This window comes from Mesorhizobium sp. RIZ17 (genome assembly GCF_051127865.1).
Lineage (GTDB): Bacteria > Pseudomonadota > Alphaproteobacteria > Rhizobiales > Rhizobiaceae > Mesorhizobium > Mesorhizobium humile.
Window position 1 is genome coordinate 560,776 of sequence record NZ_CP147861.1, and the last position, 11,754, is coordinate 572,529.

The 11,754-nt window shown below is 64.8% G+C and carries 13 protein-coding genes; all 13 read left to right on the forward strand.

From position 1 onward, the window contains the following. The 13 genes from WDX12_RS02770 to fliQ all read left to right on the forward strand — a co-directional run bounded on the left by WDX12_RS02770 (nucleotide 1) and on the right by fliQ (nucleotide 11,725). Complete coding sequence (locus tag WDX12_RS02770; protein WP_434723846.1) at nucleotides 1–627, forward strand: hypothetical protein; 627 nt, start codon at nucleotides 1–3, stop codon at nucleotides 625–627. Beyond that, nucleotides 624–2,042 (forward strand): MotB family protein, encoded by a 1,419-nt coding sequence (locus WDX12_RS02775; RefSeq protein ID WP_434723847.1) that lies wholly within the window; start codon nucleotides 624–626, stop codon nucleotides 2,040–2,042. Before WDX12_RS02770 ends, WDX12_RS02775 begins: the two co-directional genes overlap by 4 nt. Nucleotides 2,043–2,164: 122 nt before the next feature. Beyond that, nucleotides 2,165–3,580, forward strand: a complete 1,416-nt coding sequence (locus WDX12_RS02780; RefSeq protein WP_434725764.1) for a chemotaxis protein MotC — start codon at nucleotides 2,165–2,167, stop codon at nucleotides 3,578–3,580. Continuing rightward, a complete protein-coding gene (locus WDX12_RS02785; protein ID WP_434723848.1) occupies nucleotides 3,577–4,935 on the forward strand; it encodes a flagellar hook-length control protein FliK in 1,359 nt (452 codons plus the stop codon). The genes WDX12_RS02780 and WDX12_RS02785 overlap by 4 nt, the downstream gene beginning before the upstream one ends. After that, entirely contained in the window at nucleotides 4,865–5,455 is a 591-nt protein-coding gene (locus tag WDX12_RS02790; protein WP_434723849.1) for a transglycosylase SLT domain-containing protein, read from the forward strand. The genes WDX12_RS02785 and WDX12_RS02790 overlap by 71 nt, the downstream gene beginning before the upstream one ends. Before the next feature lie 221 nt (nucleotides 5,456–5,676). Then, nucleotides 5,677–6,345 carry a response regulator transcription factor gene (locus WDX12_RS02795; protein ID WP_434723850.1) on the forward strand — a complete coding sequence of 223 codons (669 nt, stop codon included), beginning with the start codon at nucleotides 5,677–5,679 and terminating at the stop codon, nucleotides 6,343–6,345. Between the two features lie 79 nt (nucleotides 6,346–6,424). Next, nucleotides 6,425–7,678 carry a flagellar hook protein FlgE gene (locus WDX12_RS02800; protein ID WP_434723851.1) on the forward strand — a complete coding sequence of 418 codons (1,254 nt, stop codon included), beginning with the start codon at nucleotides 6,425–6,427 and terminating at the stop codon, nucleotides 7,676–7,678. Between the two features lie 29 nt (nucleotides 7,679–7,707). Continuing rightward, nucleotides 7,708–9,159, forward strand: coding sequence for a flagellar hook-associated protein FlgK (gene flgK / locus WDX12_RS02805; protein ID WP_320293176.1), 1,452 nt, complete (start codon nucleotides 7,708–7,710; stop codon nucleotides 9,157–9,159). A 3-nt stretch (nucleotides 9,160–9,162) separates the two neighbouring features. Then, on the forward strand, nucleotides 9,163–10,212 hold the full coding sequence (locus tag WDX12_RS02810) for a flagellar hook-associated family protein (RefSeq protein ID WP_434723852.1): 1,050 nt from the start codon (nucleotides 9,163–9,165) through the stop codon (nucleotides 10,210–10,212). A 31-nt stretch (nucleotides 10,213–10,243) separates the two neighbouring features. Beyond that, nucleotides 10,244–10,591, forward strand: a complete 348-nt coding sequence (gene flaF / locus WDX12_RS02815) for a flagellar biosynthesis regulator FlaF (RefSeq protein ID WP_320293174.1) — start codon at nucleotides 10,244–10,246, stop codon at nucleotides 10,589–10,591. Then, entirely contained in the window at nucleotides 10,588–11,025 is a 438-nt protein-coding gene (gene flbT / locus WDX12_RS02820) for a flagellar biosynthesis repressor FlbT (protein WP_434723853.1), read from the forward strand. The genes flaF and flbT overlap by 4 nt, the downstream gene beginning before the upstream one ends. A 1-nt stretch (nucleotide 11,026) precedes the next feature. Then, nucleotides 11,027–11,434, forward strand: coding sequence for a flagellar hook assembly protein FlgD (flgD, locus tag WDX12_RS02825; protein WP_320293172.1), 408 nt, complete (start codon nucleotides 11,027–11,029; stop codon nucleotides 11,432–11,434). A gap of 24 nt (nucleotides 11,435–11,458) precedes the next feature. Next, complete coding sequence (fliQ, locus tag WDX12_RS02830; RefSeq protein ID WP_040989996.1) at nucleotides 11,459–11,725, forward strand: flagellar biosynthesis protein FliQ; 267 nt, start codon at nucleotides 11,459–11,461, stop codon at nucleotides 11,723–11,725. Nucleotides 11,726–11,754: the final 29 nt, after the last annotated feature.

Here is an 11,754-nt window from a genome sequence, read left to right on the forward strand (position 1 = left end):
GTGGCCTCGGCGCTCTTCGATCTCCTGCCCGATTTTGGTTCGCGGACCCCGCGTGCCAGCCAGCCGCCGTCCGCACGCGCCGCAGAGCATTTGCCTGCCGCCGCGCCGGCGCCGCAGGCCGATATCGGCGCGCTGATCGCCGAGGCGGTGGCCGACGCGGAGGCGACGCTCGAGGCACGCCTTGCGCTCTCCCATCAGGCTGCGCTCGACGCCGAGCGTCAGGCCAGCGACGATGCGGCGAAAGCTTTCCTTGAAAGCTTCGGCGGCGATCTCGGCGCTGCCGTCGCCACGCGCATCAAGGCCATGGAGCAGCGCGTTGCCGAGCTTGCCGGCGCGACCGTCGCGCGCATCCTCGGCGGCCTTCTCAGCGACGATCTGCAGCAACGCTCGCTCCAGGCGCTTTCGCGCACCATCGGCGCCGCTGTCGCCGACAGCGAGGCCGTGCGGATCGGTGTCCGCGGGCCGCTCTCGCTGTTCGAGCCGCTGAAGGCGGCCCTCGGATCCCGCGCCGCCAATCTCGACTTCACCGAGGCGCCGGGCTTCGACCTGACCGTCACCATTGACGAGACGGTGTTCGAAACGCGTATCGCCGAGTGGTCGGCGTCTTTGTCGGAGGTCCTGACATGAGCGCCGTCGACCATGCCGACCCCCGGCACGAAATCATCATCGTCAAGCGCAATCACGACGGTCATGACGAGGATCACCATGGTGGCGTGTGGAAGATCGCCTTCGCCGACTTCATGACGGCGATGATGTGCTTCTTCCTCGTCATGTGGCTGATCAACGCCGCCAACGAGCAGACCAAGGCAGCCGTCGCCAGCTATTTCAATCCGGTCGAGCTGATCGACCGCAACTCCAGCCGCAAGGGCCTGGAGGACCTCGGCGATGGCCCCAGCAAGGTGGGGCTGACCGCGGACAACCCGCAGCAGGGCGCGACCAAGGCGGGCGACAACGGCAAGGGCGGCGCCGGTTCCTCCGAACGCCGACAGACGAAGGACGGGGCCCAGGACGCCCAGCTCTCCGACGAGAAGCTGTTTGCCGACCCCTATGCGGTGCTGGCGGAGATCGCCGCCGATACGGGCGTGATGCAGAACGTCAGCGCCAAGGGCGAAGGCGGTGCCCAGACATCCGGTCCGGCAACAGGCGCCTCCGGCGGCGAATCCTACCGCGATCCGTTCGCGCCGGATTTCTGGTCGCAACAAGTGGCTGCGCCTGATGCCGAGGCTACCGCCGAGCGCGCCAAGATCGACGGCGATCCGGTCAAACCCGGCGACAAGGTCGCCATCGTCGCGGTGCCGAGGGTGAAGGCCGTTCCGGCTGCTCCCCCGCTGACGGCCGCGCCGCTGGAACCGCTGGCGGCTACGGAAAAGACCGACGCCAAGAACGGGCCAAAGGTCGCGCTAGGCGAGGCCGAGAAGCCGTCGGCCAAAGGGAACAAGACCGAGAAAGCGCAAGACGCGAAAGCTGAAGTCGACAAGCGCGAGGCTGCAGCGGCCGACACCAAGGCCGAAACGGCGAAGGCGGAAAAGACCGAAGCCGAGCAGGCCGCCGACAAAGGTGATAAGGCGCCGAGCAAAGCCGCTCTTCAGGAAGCGGCGGATATCAAGAAAGAACTCGCCAAGGCATTTCTGCCGGGCGAAAAGCTCGCCGCCGGCGTCTCGGTCGAAGCCACCGACAAGGGTGTCGTCATTTCGATCACCGACCAGCTCGATTTCGGCATGTTCGAGATCGGCTCGGCCATGCCGCGGCGCGAGCTGGTGCAGGCGATGGAAAAGATCGGCCAGATCATCAACGAGAAGAAGGGCACAATCACCATCAGCGGCCACACCGATGCGCGGCCGTTCCGTAGCGACGCCTACGACAACTGGCGGCTGTCCACCGCACGCGCCCATTCGGCATACTACATGCTGGTGCGCGGCGGCGTCGACGAAAGCCGCATCACCGAGGTTGCGGGCTTCGCCGACCGGCAGCCCAAGATCGCGTCCGATCCGATGGCCGCCGCGAACCGGCGCATCGAAATCCTGATGGCGGCCGGCGGATGAGGGGCAAAGCCGTCATCGGCCGTGCAATGGAGCACTTCACCGTTTCGTCGAAACGGCGGGCCGCTCCATCTTTTTGCCTTGGCGCAATTTCGAACGGAAAACCGCGCCACACTTTTCCTGGAATGGCGCTGGCGCTGGCGCTGTTCGCCGCGGGGCCGTCGCCGGCCTTCGCGCAGGATGCCCTGCAGCCCTATCAACTGGTGCGTTCGCTGCAGCTGATCCAGGATCGCATTGCCGGCGGCGATCATGCCGCGCTGCCGATGCAGGCAAAACTCCTCGAAATGATCGATGCCCGGATGCGCGACGCCAATGCCGAGGATTTCAAGGAGCCCAAGAACTTTCGCGCCTTGCTGGTCTACGGAATGAGCGGCGGCAATCCGGTGACGGTCGCGGCGGCGGCTTCGCGGGCGGTGACCGACCCGCAAAGCCTGGCTATCGCCAAAGGCGTCGTCGCCTATCTGAGCGGGCAGCCGGCCGAAGCGATCGAGATGCTGAAGCCGATCGATCCGATGAGCATGCCCGCCGACCTCGGCGCCTTCCTGGCGCTGGTCAAGGGTTCGCTTCTTGCGGCCGATGACCCGGCGGCAGCGCTTGCGTTCCTCGACGAGGCGCGCTTGCTCAGCCCCGGCACGCTGGTCGAGGAAGCGGCGCTTCGCCGCTCCGTAACCATCGCGGCCGCGCAGGGCGACGCCGCCCGTTTCGCGCTGGCTTCGACCCAGTATGTCGCGTCCTACCTCTACTCGCCCTACGCCAGCCAGTTCGCCGATGCCTTTGTTTCCGGCGTCATCACGCTGCACATGGCGATCAGCCAGGACAAGATCGCCGACATCACCTCGATGATGGATCCCGAGCGCGAGAAAGTGATCTACCTGCGCATCGCGCGCCGTGCCGCGATCGACGGGATGACCGAGCTCTCGGCCTTCGCCTCGGCCAAGGCGGAACTGGGCCGCAACGGCAACGGCAACCAGGACGACCCGCGCACCCAGCTCTATTCGAGCCTCTCCACCATGACATCGGCCAATGTCGATGAAGTGCGCGCCAAGCTCGGCAAGATCGATCGCGGCAAGCTCTCGCAAAGCGACCGCAACCTGCTCGATGCCGCGCAAGCTGTCGCGGGCGAGGTGATGGCGCCTGTCAAAGCGGCCGCCAATGCCAAAGCCGCATCGAAAACCGTTGCAAAAAGTGACGAGGCGAAATCAGCGACCGAGGCCTCGGCCGACCCGGCCAATGCGGACTTGCCGCCGGTGGAAGGAGCGATGCCCGACCAGCCAGCGGTCGCGGCAAGCAATCCAGCGGTCGCGGCGGCAAGCGACCACGTAAAAGACACGCCCGCGGCTTCGCCGCCCGCCGTCACGCAGCCAGCGCAAGCATCGGCTGAGACGCCGGCGTCGGCGCCAGCATCGACTGACGCCGCGCCGGTGGTGCAGGCATCCGCGCCGGCGACGCCGGATTCGCAAGACCCTGTCGATGCGGCGGTAACGAGCACGCGTCGTCAGCTAGACCAGATCGACCAGCTACTCGGAGCAGCCCCCAAATGACCAGCGTCAACCAGACCCTGCCGGGCTTTGCTTCGACCCAGCCCCGGCAGCACGCCGCCGGCGGTAAAGACAAGGATCAGAATTTCGGGGACCTCGTGAACGGGACGGAAAAGTCCGATCGGCCGCAGGACAGGCACGCGACCGGACCGGTGATGCCGGACGCGCATCCGGCAAGGCGCTCGGCGGCCAATGCCGGCAGGCAGGAGCCGGACCAGGACCCGCAGGAAGGGAAGACCGGCTCGCAGAAAGCAACCACGGGAAAGTCCGCGAAGACCACCGCCCAGGCCAATCAGGCGAAGCCGACGACGGACAAGGATACTACGGCGCAAACCGACGAGTCCGCGCCGCTGCAGGACCGCTTGCCGTTGCTGATGGCGCTGAGCGACATGAGACATTTCGCGCAATCGTCGGGCACGGGCGGCAAGGATTCCGCCAACGGTGAAGAACCTGTGGGCGACCGCGGATCGCTGGAGCTGCGGCTGCGCCCAGGCAAGCGCGCGGCGACCGACAATTCCCTGGAGCCGCAGTCGCGGTCCGCCCGTTCGACGACGGCGGAAGAGTCCGGGCCCGATTTCGGGCAGAAGCCGGTGAAGTCGCAAATGGCTCCCGATGTGCCGGGCCGCCATGACGCCAATGCCTTGCCGGTGCAGGGGAACGAGCCGACGGCCGATAGCCCGTTGCCCCTGCAAGGCTGGCGGCCGGCTTCCGCCTCCAAGGCCTCGCAGTCGACCGCGCAGCAGGCACCGGCCAAACCATCCTCCTCCCCCACACGCATGGAAGTCGTCAGCCAGCAGAGCTTCCCGGCGCCGGCGCAAAACCCGATCGGCCAGACGGCATCGGCGCTGGTTGAAGCGCTTGCCTCCGACAAGGGCGTTCAGCAGGCCTTTGCAAGCGCCCCGGCAGGCTTGCAGACGACCAATTCTGTTGCCGTTCCGACACATGTGCTGAAGATCGAGCTCCACCCTTCGGAGCTCGGATCGGTCACCGCCAGCCTGCGGCTCTCGGGGGAGCAACTTTCGATTGAGATGAAGCCCGAGACGCACGAGGCATACCGCCGTCTCACCGTCGACAGCGACGCCATCGTCAAGTCGATGCGAAGCCTCGGCTTTGACGTCGACAAGATCACCATCCTGCAACCTTCGATAGCAGCGCATGCGGCCAGCCGCGCCGACGCAAACAGCGCCATGCCCATGTCGACAGGCCGCGACCAGCCTTCGTTCCAGCCCGGGAACTCGGGCGGCAACAACGAGGGCGGCGGCCGGCAACCGGGAAGGAACGATGGCAATGGCGCACAGGAATTCGGTCGTGCCGCTTCGCCTCTTCGCGAGCGTGCTGACGACGATATGTATATCTAGTTTCGCCGCCAGCGCGGCCAGCGCCGCCGCCAATCCCTGCGAGCCCGAGATCCTGCGCGCCGCCGATCGCTACGGCGTGCCGGCCGGCATCCTCTATGCGGTCGGCCTGACCGAAACCGGGAAGAAGGGCAGCCTTCACCCTAATGCCTTGAATATAGAAGGAAAAGCTCTCTTTCCCCGCAGCCGCGGTGAAGCGCTCGCCGCATTCGAGAATGCGCGTCGCGAGGGCAAGACGCTGATCGATCTCGGCTGCATGCAGATCAACCATCGCTATCACGGCGCGCAGTTCCGCAGCGTCGAGGATATGCTCGACCCGCATCAGAATGTCGACTATGCGGCGCGCTTCCTGGTGAGCCTGCATGCCAGGCATATGACCTGGTCGATGGCCGTCGCCCGCTATCACGCCGGCCCCGACAACGACCCGGCGCAGAAGGTCTATGTCTGCCGTGTCATCGCCAACATGGTCGCCACCGGCTTCGGCAAATGGACGCCGAACGCCAGCGTCTTCTGCAATCAGTAATTGCAGTCCTCGAACGCCGACCGACCTTCGCCGCCTATCCGCCAGCCCCAATATTCATCGATCAAAAGTGGGGGCAAATACACCTGCTGCAACCGCTTTTATTACGGCTCTCAAAAAAACTCCCAAGAAAATAGCTACAAGAAATGATGGTTTTTCAGGATTCGTCGAGCCGGGTACCCCTTTCCGCACGGGGCAAATGAATTGATTCGGAGGGCGGGCCGATGATCGTGATCGTTGACGAGCGGGAGCTCGTGACAGACGGCTACTCTTCACTTTTCGATCGCGAGGGCGTGGCCACGGCCGGCTTTGCGCCGGGCGAATTCGGCGAATGGGTAAGTTCCGCCGCCGACACCGATCTCAGATCCGTCAGGGCCTTTCTCATCGGCGACTGCCGCGACGGCGCGATATCGCCGCGCCAGATCCGCGACCGCACCGGCGCGCCGGTAATCGCGCTCAGCGAACAGCACTCGCTCGAACATACGCTGCGGCTGTTCGAAAGCGGCGTCGACGACGTCGTCCGCAAGCCTGTCCATATCCGCGAAATTCTCGCCCGCATAACCGCCATCCGCCGTCGCGGCTCCGAAGAAGCCGCCTACACCGAAGTCGGGTCGATGCGCATCTTCATGGACGGCCGCGATCCGGAGATCGACGGCGAGCCGCTGCCGCTGCCGCGGCGTGAGCGGCGCATCCTGGAATATCTGGCCAGCAACCGCGGCCGGCGCGTAACCAAGACGCAGGTCTTCAACGCCATCTACGGCATCTTCGACGAGGAGGTCGAGGAGAACGTGGTTGAGAGCCACATCTCGAAGCTGCGCAAGAAGCTGCGCGAGAAGCTTGGTCGCGACCCGATCGATTCCAAGAGGTTCCTCGGCTACCGGCTTGTGTTTTGATGGCCGCCCGCGCCAGCCTCGCGCAAGACACGAGGCATAGTTTTATGGCCTCCTACCCAGGCACTGCGGAGATCGATCGATGAGCCTCTACGGAATGATGCGAACCGGCGTTTCCGGTATGAACGCGCAGGCCAACCGCCTCTCCGCGGTGGCCGACAACATCGCCAACTCGGACACCACCGGCTACAAGCGCTCTTCGGCCGAGTTCTCGTCCCTGATCATGCCCAACACCGGAGGCGCCTATAATTCGGGTGGCGTGACGACGACGATCCGCTCCGCCGTCAGCACGCAGGGCGTCATGACCTACACCACCTCGGTGTCCGACCTTGCCGTCAACGGCGACGGCTTCTTCGTGGTTCAGGACGCCGCCGGCACGCCCTATCTTACCCGCGCCGGCTCCTTCGTTCCGGATGCGCAGGGCCGGCTGGTCAATGCCGCGGGCTACCAGCTCATGGCCTACAGCTACGCCAATGGCGATCCTGCGGCGACCGCCAACGGCTTCGAAGGCCTCGTGCCGGTGCAGATCTCCGACCAGCAGATGACGGCGACGCCGAGCACCGAAGGCACCTTCAGCGGCAACCTGCCCGCGGGCGCCACGCCGCCTGCCGGCCCGCTGCCGTCCAGCAACAGCGCGACCGCCGAATACACGTCGAAAACCTCGCTGGTCGCCTACGACAATCTCGGCAACAAGAAGCTGCTCGACGTCTACTTTACCAACACCGGCGCCGGCACCTGGGAGGTTTCGGTCTTCGATCAGTCGAAGGCAACGCCGGGCACTTCCTTCCCCTATACCGGCGGCGCGCTGGCATCGACGAACCTCACCTTCGACACCACCACGGGCAAGCTCACCGGCGCGACGAACAGCATCTCCTTCACCGTGCCGGGGGGCTCGACGCTGAACCTCGATCTCTCCAAGGTGACCCAGCTCGGCACGGGCTTCACCGTCGCCGACGCCAAGGTCAACGGCAATGCGCCGAGCTCCATCCAGAAGGTCCAGATCGGCCAGGACGGCATCATCTACGCGCAGTTCGCGGACGGCTCGACCAAGGCGCTGTACAAGATCCCGCTGGCCGACGTTCAGAGCTCCGACAACCTCACCGCCATGCCCGGCAACGTCTATGTGCAGAGCACTGACTCCGGCGCCGTGCACATCGGCTTTGCCAATGAGGGCAAGCTCGGCTCCATCGTCTCCGGGGCGCTTGAAAACTCCAACGTCGATATCGCCGAGGAACTGACCAACATGATTGCGGCGCAGCGCAGCTACACCGCCAATTCCAAGGTCTTCCAAACCGGCTCGGACCTGATGGACGTCCTCGTCAACCTGAAGAGATAAACGACGGGCGCCGCCCGTGAAAGATCAGCATGTCGCTTTCCTCCGCACTAAGCATTGCCCAGTCGGCGCTCCTGGCCACGTCCAAGCAGACCAGCGTCGTATCGCGCAATGTGGCCGACGCGTCGAACCCGGACTATACCCGCCGCATCGCCGTTGTGACCAGCACGGCGCCCGGCGCCCGGTCGGTGGAGATCCAGCGCACCGCGAACGACCTCCTGTTCCGGCAGAACCTTTCGGCGCTGTCGGCATGGAGCGGGCAGAGCGCGCTTTACAACGGCATGGATCAGCTCGATCTGTCGGTCAACGGGGTCGACAACGCGTCGTCCCCCTCGACGGCAATCGCAAACCTGCAGAAGGCCCTGCAGCTCTACGCCACGACGCCGTCGAACCAGAACCTCGGCACAAGCGTCATCGACGCCGCCAAGCAGGTGGTGAATTCTCTGAACAGCGGCACCAAGGCGATCCAGGACTTCCGCACCCAGGCCGACAGCCAGATCGCCACTGCCGTCGACGATCTCAACTCGCTGCTCAGCCAGTTCCAGGACGCCAACAAGGCGGTCATTTCGGGCACCCGTTCCGGCACGGACGTGTCCGACGCGCTCGATCAGCGCGACGCTATTCTGAAGAAGATATCGGAATATGTCCCGGTCTCGACCTTCACGCGCGGCGACAACGACATGGTCATCACCACGAAGGACGGCTCGACGCTGTTCGAGACGGTACCGCGCTCGGTGACCTTCACGCCGTCGGCCGGCTATTCGGCCGGCACGCCCGGCAACACCATCTACATCGACAACGTGCCGGTCTCTGCCGGTACGGGCGATAACACCACCACCGACGGCAAGCTTGCGGGCCTGCTGAAGCTGCGCGACGGCGTCGCCTCGACCATGCAGAGCCAGCTCGACGAGATCGCGCGCGGCCTTGTCACTGCATTTGCCGAAACCGCGCCATCGCAGCCCAATGCGGCCGGACTGTTCACATGGTCCGGCGCACCGGCAATTCCGGCCGCCGGCACCTTGGTCGACGGCCTCGCCGGCACGATCAGCGTCAACGCCGCCTTCGATCCGAGCGCGGGCGGCAACCCGGCCCTGTTGCGCGACGGCGGCGCCAACGGCGCGGCCTATGTCGTCAACACGGGCGGCGCATCCTATTCGGACCTCCTGATCAGCTACTCCAACAAGCTCGATCAGCCGATGGCCTTCGACAGCTCGGCCGGCATCACCGTCAGTTCCGGCGTCTCCGACTACGCGGCCAATGCCATCGGCTGGTTCGAAGGCGTGCGCCAACAGGCCTCGACCAATGCCGACAGCAAGCAGGCGCTGGCCGCGCGCACGGCCGAGGCGCTGTCCAACGACACCGGCGTCAATGTCGACCAGGAAATGTCCCTGCTTCTCGACCTCGAGCACACCTATCAAGCCTCGGCGCATATGATGAAAACGGTCAGCGACATGCTGGATTCTCTGATGGCCGCGGTGGGATAATCCATGAAAGCGACAGGCGTTTCCTCAGCTGCCATCTCCAACGCGCTGCGTTACCAGCAAGCGAAGATGCAGGCCGACCTCGTGAAGGCGACCAAGGAATCGCAGACCGGGACGGTCGCCGATGTCGGCCTGGCGCTTGGCAGCCGCACGACCCAGGCCGTCACCTTCCAGCGCGATCTCGACCGGCTGAACGGCATCGTCGATTCCAACGCGCTCGTCACCGCGCGCCTGACATCGACCCAGAATTCGCTCGGGCAAATCGCCGACACCGCGCAGAGCTTCCTGTCGGCGCTGACCAGCGGCGTGTCGGGCGACTCCTCGACCAGCATCCTGCGGACCGCCGGCGCCTCGGCGCTGCAGCAGATGACCGGCATCCTGAACACCAGCGTCAACGGCGAATATCTGTTTGCCGGCACCAACACCGACGTCAAGCCGATCGACGATTTCAACGCCGCCGGCTCGCCGGCCAAGGCCGCCTTCGATGCCGCCTTTTCGAGCTATTTCGGCTTCGCCCAGACCGACCCGGCGGCGGCGAACATCACCGCCGCGCAGATGGACGACTTCATCACCACCAAGGTCGAGCCGCAATTCCTGGGCGCCGGCTGGCAGGCCAACTGGTCGAGTGCCACCGACGACCAGATCACCAGCCGCATCTCGCTCAACGAAACCACCCAGACCTCGGTCAGCGCCAACGAGCAGGGCATCCGCAAGCTCGCCATGGCGTCTGCCTTGGTCAGCAGCCTGCTGACCGGCAACATCAGCGAAGCCGCCCAGAACGCCGTGGTCGACCGGGCCCAGGCGCTGGTCGGCGAAGCCATCGGCGGCATCACCCAGATACGGGCCGAGACGGGCATCGCGCAGCAACGCGTGTCCGACGCCAGCGATCGCATGAAGACCCAGGTCGACCTCTTCGAGAAGCATATCGTCGATCTCGAAGGCGTCGATCCGGCGCAAGCCGCCACCCGCGTCGCCGACCTGACGCAGCATATCGAGACCTCCTTCGCCTTGACCGCGCGTCTGCAGCAGCTCAGCCTGCTGAACTATCTGACTTGAACACGTAAACCGGAACGCCAGAGCGCCGACGATGTATCAATTCTCCTACGCCGACATCCAGACCGACTCCGTCGCCGACGCCAAGGACCGGGAGCGGCAATTGCTCACCCGTTCGATCGACATGCTGGCCGCGGCGGCCGCCGTCGGCACCGAGTCGATGGAAGCGGTCGAGGCGCTGCACTTCACCAACCGCGTCTGGACCACCTTCGTCGAGGATCTCGGCTCCAGCGACAACGCTTTGCCTAAGGAACTGCGCGCCAACCTGATCTCCATCGGCCTGTGGCTGCTGCGCGAGACGGAAGACATCCGCCAGGGCCGCACCAACAATTTCGAAGGGCTGATCGAGGTCTCCCAGATCATCCGGGACGGCATCCAATGACCAACACGCTGAAGATCTCGCTGAAGCCCAACGAGAAGATCTATATCAACGGCGCGGTCATCCGCGTCGACCGCAAGGTCACCCTTGAATTGATGAACGACGTGCAGTTCCTGCTCGAAAGCCACGTCATCCAGGCCGATCAGGCCTCGACGCCGCTGAAGCAGCTATATTTCATCGTGCAGATCATGCTGATCAATCCGGCAGGGGCCGTGGAAGCTCGCGACATGTTCCGCCGCTCGCTGCCGATGCTGATCGCAAGCTTCGACAACCAGGACATCTGCAAGGGCCTGAAGCAGATCGACCGCATGGTCGGCGAGGATGAGATCTACGAGGCGCTGAAAGCGATCCGTGCGCTCTATCCGCTCGAGCGCAAGGCGCTCGAAGACAATGACGACATCCCGCAAGCGCCGCGCGCATTGGCTGTAGGAGCATAACATGACCGTGGACATGACCACGACGATCCCGGTTGGCGCCAACCAGGCCAGCCAGCAGACCTCGAAGACGGCGGTCGACTACCAGTCGTTCCTGAAGCTGCTCATCGCCGAGATGAAGAACCAGGATCCGACCAAGCCGATGGATTCCACGCAATATGTCGCCCAGCTCGCCACCTTCTCGCAGGTCGAGCAATCGGTGCAGACCAACACCAAGCTCGACCAGATCATGTCGTCATCGGCACTGTCGCAGGCCGACGCGATTATCGGCCGCAACATCACATCGGCCGACGGCAAGACCAGCGGAACGGTGGCTTCAGTGACGCTGTCCAGCAGCGGCCTGATCGCCGTGCTGCAGGACGGCACCAAGGTGCCCGTCGGCGCGGGCGTGTCGATCAAGCCAGCCGCCTAGCCGATTTCTCCATAGGGGCAAGCCATGAACGAGGCCGACGCCCTCGATATCGTCCAGTATGCGGTGTGGACGGTGCTTACCGCTTCCGCCCCCGTGGTGCTGGTGGCGATGGTCGTCGGCATCGGTATCGCGCTCATCCAGGCGCTGACCCAGATCCAGGAAATCACGCTCACCTTCGTGCCGAAGATCGTCGCCATCATGCTCGTGGTGGCGCTGACCGGCCCGTTCATCGGCAGCCAGATCTCGGCCTTCACCAACGTCATCTTCGAGCGCATCGAACACGGTTTCTGACGCGAAGCTGCGGCAAGCGCCTGGCGGCC